Source organism: Candidatus Uabimicrobium helgolandensis, assembly GCF_041508025.1.
Lineage (GTDB): Bacteria > Planctomycetota > Uabimicrobiia > Uabimicrobiales > Uabimicrobiaceae > Uabimicrobium > Uabimicrobium helgolandensis.
On record NZ_CP165719.1, the window covers coordinates 4,866,290 to 4,881,631 of the forward strand.

The 15,342-nt window shown below is 36.2% G+C and carries 15 protein-coding genes and 1 pseudogene; 8 read left to right on the forward strand and 8 right to left on the reverse strand.

The genetic code is table 11. From position 1 onward, the window contains the following. Positions 1-39: 39 nt before the first annotated feature. A complete protein-coding gene (locus UABHE_RS17735) occupies positions 40-498 on the reverse strand; it encodes a hypothetical protein (RefSeq protein WP_372364574.1) in 459 nt (152 codons plus the stop codon). A 225-nt stretch (positions 499-723) separates the two neighbouring features. On the opposite strand from UABHE_RS17735, the pseudogene UABHE_RS17740 reads away from it, so the two are divergent. The 3 genes and pseudogenes from UABHE_RS17740 to UABHE_RS17750 all read left to right on the forward strand — a co-directional run. Beyond that, positions 724-1,005: pseudogene (locus tag UABHE_RS17740) on the forward strand (reverse transcriptase domain-containing protein); the annotation flags it as partial. A gap of 78 nt (positions 1,006-1,083) precedes the next feature. Then, positions 1,084-1,386, forward strand: coding sequence for a group II intron maturase-specific domain-containing protein (locus tag UABHE_RS17745; RefSeq protein ID WP_372371634.1), 303 nt, complete (start codon positions 1,084-1,086; stop codon positions 1,384-1,386). After that, positions 1,355-1,609 carry a macro domain-containing protein gene (locus UABHE_RS17750; RefSeq protein ID WP_372364575.1) on the forward strand — a complete coding sequence of 85 codons (255 nt, stop codon included), beginning with the start codon at positions 1,355-1,357 and terminating at the stop codon, positions 1,607-1,609. Before UABHE_RS17745 ends, UABHE_RS17750 begins: the two co-directional genes overlap by 32 nt. A 193-nt stretch (positions 1,610-1,802) precedes the next feature. On the opposite strand, the gene UABHE_RS17755 is transcribed toward UABHE_RS17750, so the two are convergent. Further along, positions 1,803-4,184 (reverse strand): hypothetical protein, encoded by a 2,382-nt coding sequence (locus UABHE_RS17755; protein ID WP_372364576.1) that lies wholly within the window; start codon positions 4,182-4,184, stop codon positions 1,803-1,805. A 735-nt stretch (positions 4,185-4,919) separates the two neighbouring features. On the opposite strand from UABHE_RS17755, the gene UABHE_RS17760 reads away from it, so the two are divergent. The 4 genes from UABHE_RS17760 to UABHE_RS17775 all read left to right on the forward strand — a co-directional run bounded on the left by UABHE_RS17760 (position 4,920) and on the right by UABHE_RS17775 (position 7,558). Beyond that, a complete protein-coding gene (locus UABHE_RS17760; protein WP_372364577.1) occupies positions 4,920-5,417 on the forward strand; it encodes a hypothetical protein in 498 nt (165 codons plus the stop codon). Positions 5,418-5,477: 60 nt separating this feature from the next. Next, complete coding sequence (locus tag UABHE_RS17765; RefSeq protein WP_372364578.1) at positions 5,478-5,822, forward strand: hypothetical protein; 345 nt, start codon at positions 5,478-5,480, stop codon at positions 5,820-5,822. Between the two features lie 117 nt (positions 5,823-5,939). Beyond that, complete coding sequence (locus tag UABHE_RS17770; protein WP_372364579.1) at positions 5,940-7,277, forward strand: transposase; 1,338 nt, start codon at positions 5,940-5,942, stop codon at positions 7,275-7,277. Beyond that, complete coding sequence (locus tag UABHE_RS17775) at positions 7,232-7,558, forward strand: transposase (RefSeq protein WP_372364580.1); 327 nt, start codon at positions 7,232-7,234, stop codon at positions 7,556-7,558. Before UABHE_RS17770 ends, UABHE_RS17775 begins: the two co-directional genes overlap by 46 nt. Here UABHE_RS17775 and tnpB read toward each other — a convergent pair. The 5 genes from tnpB to UABHE_RS17800 form a co-directional block, all read right to left on the reverse strand. Further along, positions 7,509-7,871 (reverse strand): IS66 family insertion sequence element accessory protein TnpB, encoded by a 363-nt coding sequence (gene tnpB, locus UABHE_RS17780; protein WP_372371636.1) that lies wholly within the window; start codon positions 7,869-7,871, stop codon positions 7,509-7,511. The two genes, UABHE_RS17775 and tnpB, sit on opposite strands and share 50 nt — an antisense overlap. A 90-nt stretch (positions 7,872-7,961) precedes the next feature. Beyond that, positions 7,962-9,626, reverse strand: a complete 1,665-nt coding sequence (gene ltrA / locus UABHE_RS17785; RefSeq protein WP_372364581.1) for a group II intron reverse transcriptase/maturase — start codon at positions 9,624-9,626, stop codon at positions 7,962-7,964. A gap of 655 nt (positions 9,627-10,281) precedes the next feature. Further along, positions 10,282-10,692 carry a hypothetical protein gene (locus tag UABHE_RS17790; RefSeq protein WP_372364582.1) on the reverse strand — a complete coding sequence of 137 codons (411 nt, stop codon included), beginning with the start codon at positions 10,690-10,692 and terminating at the stop codon, positions 10,282-10,284. Between the two features lie 450 nt (positions 10,693-11,142). Then, positions 11,143-12,105, reverse strand: a complete 963-nt coding sequence (locus UABHE_RS17795; RefSeq protein WP_372364583.1) for a leucine-rich repeat domain-containing protein — start codon at positions 12,103-12,105, stop codon at positions 11,143-11,145. A 10-nt stretch (positions 12,106-12,115) separates the two neighbouring features. Continuing rightward, positions 12,116-13,462 carry a hypothetical protein gene (locus tag UABHE_RS17800; RefSeq protein WP_372364584.1) on the reverse strand — a complete coding sequence of 449 codons (1,347 nt, stop codon included), beginning with the start codon at positions 13,460-13,462 and terminating at the stop codon, positions 12,116-12,118. A 121-nt stretch (positions 13,463-13,583) separates the two neighbouring features. Between UABHE_RS17800 and UABHE_RS17805 the strand changes: the two genes are divergently transcribed. Continuing rightward, on the forward strand, positions 13,584-14,399 hold the full coding sequence (locus UABHE_RS17805) for an aldo/keto reductase (protein ID WP_372364585.1): 816 nt from the start codon (positions 13,584-13,586) through the stop codon (positions 14,397-14,399). Between the two features lie 226 nt (positions 14,400-14,625). Here UABHE_RS17805 and UABHE_RS17810 read toward each other — a convergent pair whose 3' ends face one another. Continuing rightward, positions 14,626-15,342: a hypothetical protein gene (locus UABHE_RS17810; RefSeq protein WP_372364586.1), complete on the reverse strand. Its 717-nt coding sequence runs from the start codon at positions 15,340-15,342 to the stop codon at positions 14,626-14,628.

The following is a 15,342-nucleotide window of genomic DNA, read 5'->3' on the forward strand; positions in this document are numbered from 1 at the left end:
AGATATTTGAAAAAGGCTCTTAGAGAGCATATTTGTTGCTCAATTGTTTTGTATGTATACCCTTGCGAGAGTCTTTATGTAATTGTTAGTTATTGCTAAGTTTATCTGGCTGCATGAGGTAATTCCTTGTGAATCAGCATAGTCTAAAAACTTTGCAGAGTGTTTACTGTAGTGATCTACAGTTACCTTCGAATAGCTTTTTTGGCCACAGTATTTTTTGAAGTCATTGATGATTTTGATGAAGTCTTTGTTGTGAAGAATTTGCTTATGTTTATAGTATCTTCTTAAGACTGTCCGATGAAGTTGAAAGTCTCCTAACATACGAATAACGCGTAAATTTTGGACTTCATTTTGCTTTAGTTTTCCATCGAAGTCTTTTTCCAAAATATTGAAGTTTTTTTCTATATAATCAATACCTAAATGTTCTGAGTAATAATTCTCTGAACGTTCTTCTGCAAACTTTAGCAACTTGAGCCAATGCCTTCTGTAGAAGGTCATGCTACCATTAGTATATCCTAATCTTAGCAGTTCTTTTTCTAAAGCTTCTATTAACTCTTTGAGCGTTTTTTTTCCATTATTTATTCCAATTTTAAAAGTGAAAATGAAATTTACTTTCTTAGATTGGAATATTATGCAAAGTAAATCAAAAGAAATTTTTGTTATTATAGGCTTCTTAGTCGATTACTTTGCATAATAACTTTCTTTGCATAAGGTGGTGTTTGTTCTCCACTATTAGCATTAATTGGATTACATGGATTAGAAACAGCAATTGTTGAAGCCTTCCCTTTCCAAAAACAGATAGCTGGAAAGCGAGTACGATGGCGGCCCAAAATCGTTATTTATGCGGACGACTTTGTGATAATGCACCATGACCTGGAAACGCTGAAACGAGCAAAAGAAATAACAGCTGAGTGGTTAAAGAGTATCGGTCTTACATTTAAAGAGGAGAAAACAACCATAACTCATACATTGTATGAGTATGATGGTAATCTTGGGTTCAACTTCCTTGGTTTTAATGCTAGACAATATAAATCTATACGCAAGGCTGGAATTAAAACCATCATCAAGCCGAGTAAAGAGGCAATATCTCGTCATTGGGATAAAATCCGCGAAGTTTTTCAGCGAAACAAATGTGTTTCGCAAGAGGAACTGATTGGCAAACTCAACTCTGTCATAAGAGGATGGGCTAATTACCATTCTTGCGGTGTATCCTCCAAAATTTTTAATAAGCTTGATAACTTGATGTGGGAGAAATTAAAACGGTGGGCTAAAAGAAAACATCCAAAAACTGGATGGTGGGTAACTATGGATAAGTATTTTCGAGATGGATGGAAATTCAAAACTAAGGATGGCTATGCTCTCATTAAATACTCTTCGATACAATAAAAAAGCTCTAGATTTATGTAAAAAAGAAGGACTAAAGAGCATCGCATTTCCTAATATCAGTTGTGGCGTTTATAGATTTCCTATAAAAATAGCATGCCGGATATCTCTTGAAACAGCTAGGTTTTGGGTAGAAAATAACCCAAATGTTTTAGATGAAATAGTTTTTGTGTGCTTCGATCCTAAGATCAAAAAATATATGGATTCTCTACTTCGTGAAGAATAATCTAGATTGTATTTATCGACAGTTTGGCTAGCCCTTAGGTAATAAAAGAAGCTTTTTATCGCTTGTCGTACTGTGGCAATAAAAGCTTCTTCTATTACACATTAGTTTTCAATAAACACAGAAATTTTCTTATAAGTGTTAATATTCCAAATAGTTTTGTGGTAGTCCATTTTTACTTTTGACCGTACTAAGATTATCCAGAAGGTGGTGAAATACGACCTGGTTCACTACCAGATACCACGTAGCAAATTTTCCAAGGATTAGATAATACAGGATTAATCCCCATACCAACAATGACATTGTTTACGCTTTTTTGCACGTCTGTCATTGCAGAGATATGATTCTTTGTATCTTCGTTCCAGGTAAGATTGTCTAAAAAACTATTACAAAATGTAGTTCCTTCATCGCTATAGTTACCAGGGTTTGTATCACCATCTTTGTTGTATTTGATTACGGTATCATCAGCTTTTACAAAATAAATCTCAGTAGTGATAGAGGTATAGCACTGTGGGTATAGATTGGTGTTAGAGTTTAAGGTCATATTGGCATCAATTGCGCGACTTCGGCTGACTGATGCAACATCTGATGTCGAATAGCTAAAGTCAAATCCTACCATGATTGACCCTTCAGTTTCCCAACCAGGACCTTTAATATCCCAGTAAACGCCAATTTTAGTTGACAAATCGATGTAACTGCCACTCGATGAAGTATCTTGGAGAAAATACGATTGCATAACTTTGGCATAACCTACTGACGACCAGGCTATATAGGGTGGGTTATAGGCGTTTGAACTTTTAATCCCAGATTCGTGGACTGTAAATTCTAAACGAGAGCAGTCGAGAATTCTCTTCAAGCGATCTGCATTCTTGTAAGAATCTAAATTACCAGGAGCGACATCTGTAGCTGGATTAATAAAATATGGTAGTTGCTCTGTTATAATTTTAGTTGCCCCAATTTGGATAGAAACTGGTATAGCCGGAGGAAGGTCTTGTGAGCGAGGAGGATTCTTTTCATCCCATAGATCTTCGGGGATAAAGTAGTATAGAAAACCAGCGACAGCGGATTTTAATAATAGTATTGATCCTGTCGCTTCAGGAACAAGAGTTCCATCTTGATTAAAAACTTTAGTTTGGTGTTCTATAGTCGTTGTTGTTGTAGCTGCTTTAAGTTCTGAATAACTCCAATTATATCCCGTTTGTAAACTAAATTCGAAAGCAATACCAACACTTGCCGTTACCATAAAAACAGATGCATGTGCTCCCACTTTCATATTAATTGCAATAGAAGTTCCTACCGAACCATTAACAGTTGCCTGGTTTGATTTTTGAACTGTATCTGTTAAGGTGACACTAGAGCCTTGCCTTGACTGATTGACTTCCAGGTTTAAGTTTTCTATTGGAAGTGGAGGGCCTCCTTCTATAATACCCAGGAGTGTCGGAGGATTTTCTTCAATCGGAACTTCGTCTAAGGCTTCGCGAACAACATAACCGTATTTGAAATCACCATCCCATGCTACACTAGATCCCTTATCTATCGAAACAGAGATTCTTTCTAGAAGTAAGTTGTATTGGTTTAGGCTTTTGTCTGTAGATTTTCGGCCTGACAAACTTCCACCATCAACTTCCTCTCTGTCACTTTGGGATTCAGGTATGTAAAATAGTGTGGGTAAAAAACTCTGATCTATTTTATCCTTCCAATCATATGAATACGTATTCATTTTCCAGACTATCTTATAACCTCTATCGCTATTATCGCTTTCAACATCACGTGTTATCAAAAGTGGTTTGGGTCCACTATTCATAAATCGTAAACAGGCTCTCCCATCAGGTCGAGTCGAGAGTCCTAAGCGATGAAAATCGGAAACAATGTGAAAATGAAGATAGTCAATAGTGTAATGTGTGTCTTCTTTTGGTTTATAGTTATCACCTAGTTGGTACTCTCTAATAGCGACTTTGGAATAATTACCTGCAATTCTAGCGATGATTAAACGTAGAGAGCTATTAGCTTCAACATCCAAAATAGCAGTAGAATTACAGGAATCAAAATCATTCTTGCTCGCATAGCTGCTATGTAATTCATAAGTATAATCGGCATTCCACTTAAAAACTTCACTACTTTCTTGATCTTGAGATTTGATTATTTGCTCAAGGCTAAAGTAGCTTAAATAAAGAGGATTATCTTTGATAATATGAGTCACAAGAAACCCACCAGGAATTGGGGTCACACCAAAATTGTACTGACATTTGACATTGCTCTGATCTGCTTCATCTCCTCCAACTGAGCAGTATAAGTTAAATTTAACTTCCTGGTTATCCTCTGAAAAAAAGTAACCATTTAAGTTATTGTTTCTATCCACATAAAAGACATAAAGTCTTCCATCAGAATAATGTGAATAAACTTGAGGCTCACAGGTATTTGACTTGTCTAAATCATAATATTTATCTTTACCATTATTATCATCCTGAGTATCATATTTGCGATATCTAAGTCTGGGGCCACTGTTTCTATCAGTGATATAAAAATACCAACGATAGTTAAAATAATCGATAAACTGAGAACCACTCTTTAAAGCCATAATTGCCTCATTTTTATTTAAAATTTGAAGTAGGGGCTGTCATCAATTAAATAGAAATATACATTCCAGTGTCATTCCCTGATCAATTCAGGGGTAGGCTCCACTTGACTGAGAATCCACTTAAAGGAATAAAATAAAAAGCAATATTTTAAGAATAAGAAACTCTTATGTTTCTTGACTTTCTTAATTTCTATTGTGGATTCTGAATCAAGTTTAGAATAACACAAAACGTAATTTCTATATACTTATGGAAGATTTTTAAATTGATGACCCTAAGCATAGTTTCTTTGGTTTTTTATTTGATTGCCATATCGAGTAAAAAAAAAATTGCAATAAAATAATATTTTAAACACCAAAAGCATTTAATAATAGCATATATAATATTTAAATACTAAAATTATTTAAATAAATATAAATTATCATCCGGAATGTGTCAAGAAAAATGAGGCACAGAGGGCACTCCTGAGGATGAAATTCCTGCGATGATTAAGTGGAAGTTTGCTAAAATCAAAAGCGATCAGAAGATAAAAATTAAACTTATTGTGCGCGACTCCTAGCTGTACAAATATTGTAAAAGTAATTGATGGGAAACACGAAATAACCAAAAAAGCTTCTGCAAGAGGAAGACCAGCATCAATGATCAGGAGTTTGTATGTTACTTAGATTGGACTCGAAAATTCCCAAAAATACAGATATTCATAACCTTAAAACATCGAAAAACACTTTGATGTAAAAATGATACGGTCATACAAAGAAAACAGTGCTTATGTAACCAAATCCTCACTTTTTGAAGGAACACATTATATTCTAAAAAGCCTGTTAAGTTTTGATGTTCATTTATCGCCAGAGTGTATTCTTGATTGCAAAATTAGTGAAGCATACTTGTCCAACGACTTAGAATCATTCCTCGCAGATTTGCTTGACGCAGGTGGTCTCATTCCTGTGGAGTTGATGAAAATTTTTTTTGAACAGCAAGCTAAAAACAGAGCGGAGATAGAATATTTTTTATTTAGTTTTTCCATAACTTTGCAGAGATGTGAAGGTATGCTAATCGAAAATTTCCACAATTTTGTCGAGAATGCCTCTCAAGCTGTCCCGATAGACAAGAACTTTTTGCAAAGTGTGTATCAACAAAGAATTTCTGATAACATTGATAACAAAACCTTAACCAAAACTAAGCTCAGAAAAATAAAGAATTTTAGGTTCGACAAGAAGAAAATGACAAATCAGTAAACTCAAAAGTTCTAATTCTCTATTTTGAGCGAAGTTGTTCTAATTAAAATAGAGGATGTTGTGCAAAAAACAATATTGTTAACTGTATTTACCATAATGCTTTTGGCACTAATAAATGCCGAATTGGTATTGAAAAAAAAAGGAGCAAAGTTCGTTCATATCGGACAGCAGTCACAATATGCCATAACGATTACAAATAACAGTACGACTCCAATAAAAGACATTGCTATTTACGAAAAAATACCAGCAGGCTTCGAATACAAAGGGCGTAAAACAGGAAAATTTAAACTAAAGTGGATCATAGATACTTTTCCTCCAGGCTCTACAAAAAAACGTAGCTATTCTGTTAAGGCTATACAAACCGGAGATTTTTCTTTAGCAACAGAGGTCGTGTCCCTTCGGTAAGCAAGGAATTTTGAAATTTTTTGAATTTTTCTCACAAAGAAAAGAAAAATTTGGTATATGTATTTAAGAATGGAAATGAAAACAAAAACAGCAAACTGATTTTAGAAGCGTAAAATAATGAGCAGAAAAAAGAGCTTAAAGCTAAAGAAAATAACAGAGGAAGAAATCCAATCTGCTCTAATAGAATCAAAAAACAGCCTAAGTAGTAAAAGTCACAGAACTTTTGAAAAAATGGCAGAGGCATTCCAAACAATAACGCTAATACTAGAAGCGCAAAATGTAAGGATAGAAAAACTAGAGAAAGAACTAAAAGGGATAAAATCAGAAAAGTCGTCGAAGGTATTTGAGCAAGTAAAAAACAAAGGCAATACAGCGACTTGTTCAAAAAAAAAAGTAAAAAAACGTAAAGGTCATGGACGTCTAGGCGTAGAAAAGTACACGGGTGCAGAGAAAAAATGGATAGAGCATTCTGAATTGAACTCAGGGGATCGATGTCCCGAATGTCCAAAAGGTAAAGTGTACGAAGAAAAAGCTGGTGTTTTCATCCATGTAAAAGCAAGACCACCAATTGACGCAACAGTCTACAAAACACAGAAATATCGTTGCAATCTGTGCGGAGAGATTTACGAAGCCGATTTGCCAGATGAAGTTCCAAGTGTTGCAAATAAAAGACGTAAGCATTACGATGCCTCAGCAAAATCAATGATAGCTTTATTGCGATATAGCAACGGCCTTCCACTAAACAGACTAGGAAAACTACAGGCAAGTATAGGTATTCCTTTGCCAGCAACAACGGCATGGGACAAAACTCAAGAGCTTGCAAACGACATTTCTCCAATCTACGAAGAGCTAAAACGAGTAGCAGCCCAGGGAGAGATTCTTGCCAACGATGATACAGGAATGAAAATCCTCGAAACGATGAAAGAAATAAAGCAAGAGGAGAAACAAGCTAACGGTAAAAAAATAAGAACAGGTATTTTTACCACAGGAATCGTGTCGACCATCAAAGATAAAAAAGTCGCATTGTTTTTCACTGGTCGCCAACATGCCGGAGAAAATTTTGATGAGCTGCTAAAACAAAGAGAATCGGATCGCAGCCCTCCACTACAAATTTGCGATGGCAAAAGTGACAACACATTGCAAAGCACATCAGCCACTGTATCTAACTGTAATGCACACGCTCGACGGTATTTTGTCGATGTATCGAAAAATTTTCCTCAGGAGTGTTCGTATGTAATTTTGGAAGTCTATCGCAGTATTTACGAATTTGATGCCAAAGCCAGAAAAAAAGGTATGTCTGCAAAGAAAAGACTTGAATATCATCAGGAGAAAAGTGCGCCGATAATGGAAGAGTTTCGTTTGTGGTTGAAACAACAGTTTGATGAAAAACTTGTCGAGGAAATTCTGGTTTGGGTAAGGCCATTAACTACGTCCAAAAACGTTGGTCAGAGTTAACTCGTTTTTTACACGTTCCTGGTGCTCCTTTGGATAACAATATTTGCGAACGCGCGCTTAAAAAAGCTATCTGCCACCGCAAAAATTCGTTGTTCTATAAAACCGCCAACGGGGCTAGCGTTGGCGATTTGTTCATGTCTATTATCCATACATGCTTTTATGCTGGTGCTAATCCTTTCGAGTATATTACTGAGTTACAAAAGAATTTATCAACAGCGATAAAAGATCCTACTAGTTGGTTACCATGGAACTATTCTCTACAATTGAACCGTGGTTTTTAATTTCTCGCCAGGTTTCACCTACTTCGCATCCTGTTGGATTACCACTCCATATCAACAATTGCAGTTCATATGCTGCTAATTCGACAGATGCTGCTGATTCAAACTTTTCTGGCCACCACGAAAACTTTCCCTTCGATAATCTCTTGTGAAGAAGCCAGAATCCCTGGCCATCGTAAACCAGCAGCTTTATCGCTGTCTTCTTTCGATTTCTAAAGACAAAGACATTTCCAGAAAATGGATCTTCTTCGAGTACCTTACGACAACTTGCTGCTAACGAATCTATTCCTTTCCTGAAATCTTCAGCTTCTATCATCACAAGTTATGGTCAACAGGGAGATCACTCTCCCTACTGCCACTTCAGAACCGTGCCTAATACTTTCGCATTACACAGCTCCTCGCGCGCCTAGCTCTTGTCATCAGTACCTCTCCTGCAATCTAAAGCAATTGCAGTTTTAGTATCATGGCAATGTCCATGCAGTAATTGGAGATTATAAAGTACAGATTTTCCTCCGTGATTAAGAGGAACTATATGGTCGATCTCCAAAATATCTCCATGTTTGAAGTGCAGTCCGCACCAAGTACATTTACCTTTTTGCTCTTTTAGAAGACGAGCTTTTCGAGGAGGTAAGATACGACTCTTACCCATTCGAATAGCCCAGTAAATGAAGTCTCCATCGAACGGACTTCTACATCCCTGGACTTTTACATGACGTCTAATTGGTATGGAGGAATACTTCAAAAGAGAGACACCTTCTCGCGTTTTGAATCTCCATCCATCCCGAAAGTATTTATTAATCGTCTTGCGCCATCCAGTTTTTGGATGTTTTCTTTTAGCCCATCCACTCAATTTTTCCCACATCAAGTTATCAAGTTTAGAAAAGATCTCTGAAGAAACACCCGTAGAATGGTAATTAGCCCATCCTCGTATTAGAGGGTTAAGTCTTCGAATAAGATCTTCCTGCGAGGCGTGTTTGTTCTTTCGAAAGATATCACGGATCTTTCTCAAATGACGCGAAATAGCCTCCTTACTTGGCTTGATGAGGGTTTTAAAGCCTCTTTGACGTTTTGATTTATATTGCCTAACGTTGAACCCAAGAAAATCAAAGCCTATATTGTCGTTATACTCAGATAAAGTGTGGGTTATTCTTGTCTTTTCAGCTTTAAATGTCAGCCCCATCTCTTTCAACCACTCTGAGGTAATCTCTTTAGCTTTCTTTAATGCCGTTAAGTCGGTGTGCATGAGAACAAAGTCGTCGGCATATACAACGATTTTGGGACGCCATCTTACCAGTTTCCCGTTGAGAGATATCTGCGTGGGAAAGGCATTGATTATGGCTGTTTCCAGTCCGTGTAATGCTATTCCAGCTAGTAGGGGTGAACAGACTCCGCCCTGGGGCGCCCCTTCTTTACTAGGATAAAGAGATTTACCTTCCATAATACCTGCTTTAAGCCATCTTTTAATAGTTCGACGTAAAACAGGATAAGTGTTAAGTTTAGATAGGAGTGCAGTGTGGTTGATGCGGTCGAAACATTTCTCCAGATCAGCATCTAATATATAATGTGGTTTCTGATGTATAGAGTTGAAAATAGCTTCTCTTGCATCGTGGGCTGAACGTCCTGGTCTAAAGCCATAACTATTTGCTTCAAATTTAGCTTCCCATTCAGGTTCAAGTGCGAGTTTTGCTAGCATTTGAAGCGCCCTATTATCCATAGTTGGTATACCCAATGGACGCTTTTCCTGTTTTCCATATTTAGGAATCCACACTCTTCTAACAGGATGTGCTTTTTGTTTTAAGTCCATTTTTGTAACAAGTTGTATCCGTTGTTTGGCGGTTAGAGATTTAACCCCGTCCACACCGGCTGTCTTTTTGCCACGATTGTCTTGGGTAACTCTACGTACAGCAAGGCATTTGGCTGACCAGGATTTCATGAGGAGTCTTTGCAGTTTGTGGACGGCACTTACATTACCACGGCGTGAGGCTTGATAAATGCGTTTTTGGAGCTTAAAGACTATCCTCTCGAATTTCTTCCAGGGAAGAGCCTTCCATTCATACCTCGATGGGTTCATAACATATATACTCCTACTTACGTCTTTATCTTCTAGGACTGCCGTGGACACGTTAGCATATCCCTATGTTTCCATAGGGCAATTGGCTTCTTGCCCAATCCTTCCAGCGTTTAGCTTGTGGTTAACTAACCTACTATAACCATTCGACCTGATAGTTATAGAGCATCCACGCCGGTTACTCCGTTCCTGATATTCGTTTTGTGTCACCTTAGAGCCGTACTTTCTGCCGAGATCATAACGGGGATGGTTATTGGAATACGCATAGAATATCCAATCCCTGATCTAACACGGAACCTTTAATCCGATTATGTTCTGTCCATATTAACGACAGTTCAATCATACGTTTGTATACACTGCTCATAGTCACTTGCTAGCGGGGATTGCCCATGTCGGATTCAGAGCTTACCCGCATTTCACCCATGCTTGCACAATCAGTTTAGTCACATCTGATTATGTGGGTGACGCTTTCATTCTCCATCAAAAATGATAGGGGTTGTCTTTATTGTTCAATTTCCCTCCTTTCTAGACTCACCTATTCGAAATATCAAGTTATCAATCTGTCTAACAGATTGCCTCTCATCCCTTGTTTCTCAAGATTGAAAAACAATTTCGAGAGAACGGATCGCACCTATACGCATATGTGGAGTTATTTGGATCATCGTTTACACTCCACAAAGCTTTTACAAATCAGGGCTACATCTGGCATTTGCAAACCGCTACCACTAATTTTCATCTTAGTACCATCGACTTTTTCCATCTCTATCGACCATTCGTTTTGCTTTGGTTGTGATGGCGGAGGGATCTCCATTTGGATGAAGGCTGGGGTTGGTTTTGTCTTTGTTTTTGACGCTTCTGAAATTAGGCTTTGGAGTTTACTATATGCTACTCCTAAATCTCTTGCTATTTCATAAGCACTGTAGTCGCCGTGTAGAGAAACTGCTCCTTCCCACAGGTGTTTCGGCGTTGTACTACCTCTTCTACTTTTATTTTTTCTCCAATTTGAAAATTGTTCCTGCACTTTTTTCATTCGTAATTGCCTATCGCTGGCAATTTTTGACTGCTTCATGGGCTATCCTTCCTTCTAAAAGTTTATTCGGATTTTGATAGCCTGATGATATTTTATCTAAAATTTAAAAGCAAACGCGCTCACCGAAGGGACACAATCTATTTTTCGATTTTTGAGTTTTAATAGGAGCGGTGGCACTGACATTGACCACGACTAAAAGGAACCAACCAAGAACGGAATAGTTATACTTTTCGATTATGTAAGGACATTCTTTTTCGCCTTGTGGTGCATATTTTCAGTATAGAGAACTTTTGACTATCCACCTCTTGTTCGTCTGTAGAGACTCTGATAGAATTTGAGCACCAGATTTCGGAAATTGCTTTCCATAAGGAAAGTTGCCCACCCATTATTAATACATTCGAAAATCAAAATACAAAAAAAAACCCTCTTGCAGAAAAAACAAGGCCCTAGGGGTGAAAAAATGCCTAGGATATCCAGTTGCCATTTTTTTTATTTCACTGACTCAAAATATTGCATTATTGCATCTTCTCCTTCTCTGATTACTTGTAGTGGAGGTATTTCAATTGGATTATTCGCCAAATTTAAGATCTTCATCCCACAATGGCTTGGATCATCCAACTCTATCTCATTACTAAATTTCTCCAGTAGCTTTTGTGGAACGTTGGAAATTTGATTAAAGCTGAGGTGGATTACTTGGTTGTATATACCGGCATTTGCCAGCTCCGTAGGAATTTTTTTGATTTGATTTTTCGAAAAATCTAAGCACATTAAATTTTTTAGCTGTTCTATTTCTGAGGGAATTTCCTCAAGTTGGTTTTCACAAGCGTGCAAATGTCTCAGCTTTTCTAACTTGCCTATCTCTGCTGGTAAATGAGTGATTTTATTCCTGTTTATATCAAGTTCAAAAAGATTCTTTAATTTGCCTATTTCTGCTGGTAACTTTACAAGCTCTGTTGAAGTAACATTTAATACCGTAAGATTTTCCAAGTTATAAAGCTCCAGTGGAATTTCTCCAATAGGGTTTAAACTGATGTCAAACTGCCTTAAATTAGCTAATTGACTGATTTCTGGAGGCAGATTCGCAATTTTATTTTTCGAAATAGAAAATTGATTGAGATTTGCTAAGTTAAAAATTTCAAGACATAGTTCTGTAAGCTTATTTTGATTTAGATGCAATTCTGTGAGCGTGCTTAGTTTTCCTATTTCTACTGGAATTTGTGTCAGTTGATTATCACAACAAAATAGCTTGTCAAGGTTTGTTAAATTAGCTATTTCTGACGGTAATGTTTCTAAGTCATTAGAATCTAAATCGAGTATCACCAAATTGGTTAATTTGCTTATTTCTGAAGGCAATTGTTTTAGTTCGTTATTGTAAATATAAAGTTTTTTAAGATTGGTTATTTCAAAAATTGCTATTGGAATTTGTGTTAAGTTGTTATCGCCCAACCTCAATTCTTCAAGGTTATTTTGGATTTAAAGTTAGTATGTATTGTTCCATACTATGATTGTGCAAAATTAAGTGAAATAATTCAACTACCTCGTATTTCATAATCTCATTGCGATTATATTTTGAAACAAGCTTATTCTCTTGTAAATAAGATAAACGCTCCTGCCATGGTTTTTGCAGCAATTTATTATGGATTTCTATATTTTGTTTTGCAAATTGTAAGTACTCTAACCTAAAATTCCACGTAGAACGGTTACTTTTGAAGTATGCGTCTTGTGATTTTTTCTGTGCTTTCGAAATAGCTGCGTCGACGTTTTTTATATTCACAAGTTTTGACCACAAGTTGCGGCGAATTTTTTTGTACATTTTTTGTGGAAGTTCTTCTACAAATTGTTGTAGTCTTTTCTGTTTTTTTACTAATTCTTCATCGTTTAATTGCGGATTATTGTACACTATAACTTGGCCTATATGTTTACCTACTTTGGGAACTAGATCGTGACGATGCATGTGGTTTTTTATGGTGTGCATTTGTGGCGGTTTTTTAAAAAAAACAACAAATATTTCTTCCATACCTGGAGCTGCAAAGGTTTCTGTTTTTTGCGCATAAGTTGCTCCAACGATTTGCGCGTAACCTCCCCCCAGTGAGTGACCAGTGATAGAGTAGTTAAAATTTTCTTTTGGATATTGTTTGGAAACTTTTTTCTGCGTTTCTAGATAGAAATCTATTGCCACTTGTAAATTGGTTTTTAAGTGCTCTAAAGGTTTTATTTTACGTTTTTGGCGCGTAAAGATACTTAACAATTTCATCAAACGTTTTTCTCTTTTGGCTTTAGTTTGTAGATAGTTGCTCCATGTTTTTTCGTCATTTTCTAGTTCCCAAGCTAAGAATTTGTCCATTTCTTTTACCGCAGAAATGATTTGGTATTTATCTATTTTATTTTCAATTTTAGAATAAATAAGCGATGATAGATTGAGTATTCGCAAGAGAGTCGGGAGATTTGCATCGATTAAAGTATCATTTAAGATACTTTCCATAATTTCTGTTGCAGAATGTTTTTCACTGTTAAAGACCGCAATATTTGCAATTGCAATATCGGCGACGATATCTTTTTTGTTACTCGTACCACGGTATGCAATCATTACTTCTTTGCTATATTTGTCAATATAAGCAATAGCCCCAAAGCCGGTTTTCTCATCGTAGAGTTTGTGAATTAGATTAAAACCTTCAAGTTCTCCAGAAGGAATTTCAGAAACAATTTTGTTCGGAAAATAAACTAGATTAGATAATTCAGCTAACTTTAAAGTTACTTGCGAGGAGCTTAAATAACCAACAAGTAGCCATAGAAGTAAGAATTTTTTCATGTATAGTTCACCTTAGCACAAATAATTTTTTATATAAGTAAATTAGGATGCCGAGAGATCCTAAATCGTGATAAAATAACAATGCTCTAGAAAAAATATGCCCTAAAATTAAGGACTTTTTATGAATATAAAGACAACAACGCTAAACAATGGTCAAATTATACCATATTTAGGTTTAGGTGTATACCAATCGCCGCCCGGAGAAGTTACACAAAATGCGATTGTTCACGCATTGCAAAATGGTTACCGTCATATAGATACGGCAAAATTATACGACAATGAAAAAGACGTTGGGATCGCAGTTGCAAAGAGCAGTGTTCCTCGTGATGAAATTTTTATTACCACAAAACTATGGAATGATGATCATGGTTATGATAGTGCACTAGAAGCGTGCAAAAAAAGTATAGATAGTTTGGGAACATACATAGATTTATATCTAATTCATTTTCCTGTAGAGAATATCAGAAAAGAATCTTGGCGTGCATTAGAACAATTATACAAAGATGGTCTTTGCAAATCTATAGGAGTAAGTAACTATACCGTGCGGCATTTAAAGGAACTTTTGAGTGTTAGTGGTGTTGTTCCTGCGGTAAATCAAGTAGAGTTTAGTCCGTATTTATATCAGAAAGAATTGCTTGATTTTTGTCGTGAAAACAATATTCAGTTACAGGCTTATAGTCCTCTTACGCGAGGCCAAAAACTCGATGATGCAAAGTTAATGACGATTGCAGAAAAGTATAAAAAAACAACGGCGCAAATTCTTATTAAATGGTGTCTACAGCATGAAATTGTCGTGCTTCCTAAATCAATCAATCACGAACGAATTGTGCAAAACTCGCAAATTTTTGATTTTTCTATAACAAGCGAAGACATGGATGTACTTGACAATTTTAATGAAAATTTTCGTACGTGTTGGAATCCTACAGATACTCCTTAGTAAAATGTATGAATTTTAACGGTTTTCTATCTAAGAGAATACATATATTCTTTAAAATTATGGACCATCCGTTTATTGCGCACTTCAATTGAAGTGGCACTTTGACTTTCTAGAGATTACTAGTACCTGTCATTATTCAGGATGTTTTTTCGAGCCTGAGCCACCTCGCAAGTAGGCTCAGGTTTGAAAAAATAGATAACACTTTGAATGATGATAGGCCTTAATATTATTTTTTCTCTAAAACTCTATCTAAAAGATAATTTGGAACTTGTAATGTTACTGGAGATATTTCCCATTTCTTATTTTCGTAACCATAAGCAATAGGTTTTCCGTTTAGTGATACTAGCTGCTGAGGGTTATAGATATGAAAATAAATCCCTGTAGACGTCCCGCCATACTCTGTAATTTGATAGTCGCCAACAAAAATATCAACAGGTATTGCGTAATTGTTTGGTAAGTCAGCGTCAATTGAAATTACATAGACATTTGTGTAGGTACTTTTACCTTGAGATATCGGTTTGCGTAAAGTTTTTTGTGTAACACGACAAGCTCTTAGAGCAACGTTTTCTTTTTGAGGTGTTGAAGTTCGCAAAGTAAATTTACTTTTATAGTCGTGCAGTTCTCCTTGTCCTATACGATAAGCAAAACGTTGATTTTTTAGTGAATATAAAAGATCTTGATCGTATACTTTAAATTCAATTTTTTTGGCGGTAACTGTAGCGTTTTTTGGGTGGTAACTTCCAATAAAAAATTGAAAATTTGTTGTAGGAAATTCACCATGTATGGTGATTATAAAACTTTTGTTGTAGGTTTTATTGTTTACAACCACTTCTTTTGCGTATTTCTGAGTGATTACACTGTAAGATGTTATAGCTGTCTTTTGCTCCTGTGCTTGAATCATAGAAATGAAAAATAGCACGCAAAAATAATATAGATATTTCAC

Coding starts and splice junctions, on each gene's coding strand:
- UABHE_RS17735 (WP_372364574.1), bottom strand. CDS start 498: ATGACCTTCTACAGAAGGCATTGGCTCAAGTTGCTAAAGTTTGCAGAA.
- UABHE_RS17750 (WP_372364575.1), top strand. CDS start 1,355: ATGCTCTCATTAAATACTCTTCGATACAATAAAAAAGCTCTAGATTTA.
- UABHE_RS17755 (WP_372364576.1), bottom strand. CDS start 4,184: ATGGCTTTAAAGAGTGGTTCTCAGTTTATCGATTATTTTAACTATCGT.
- UABHE_RS17760 (WP_372364577.1), top strand. CDS start 4,920: ATGATACGGTCATACAAAGAAAACAGTGCTTATGTAACCAAATCCTCA.
- UABHE_RS17770 (WP_372364579.1), top strand. CDS start 5,940: ATGAGCAGAAAAAAGAGCTTAAAGCTAAAGAAAATAACAGAGGAAGAA.
- tnpB (WP_372371636.1), bottom strand. CDS start 7,871: ATGATAGAAGCTGAAGATTTCAGGAAAGGAATAGATTCGTTAGCAGCA.
- ltrA (WP_372364581.1), bottom strand. CDS start 9,626: ATGAACCCATCGAGGTATGAATGGAAGGCTCTTCCCTGGAAGAAATTC.
- UABHE_RS17790 (WP_372364582.1), bottom strand. CDS start 10,692: ATGAAGCAGTCAAAAATTGCCAGCGATAGGCAATTACGAATGAAAAAA.
- UABHE_RS17800 (WP_372364584.1), bottom strand. CDS start 13,462: ATGAAAAAATTCTTACTTCTATGGCTACTTGTTGGTTATTTAAGCTCC.
- UABHE_RS17805 (WP_372364585.1), top strand. CDS start 13,584: ATGAATATAAAGACAACAACGCTAAACAATGGTCAAATTATACCATAT.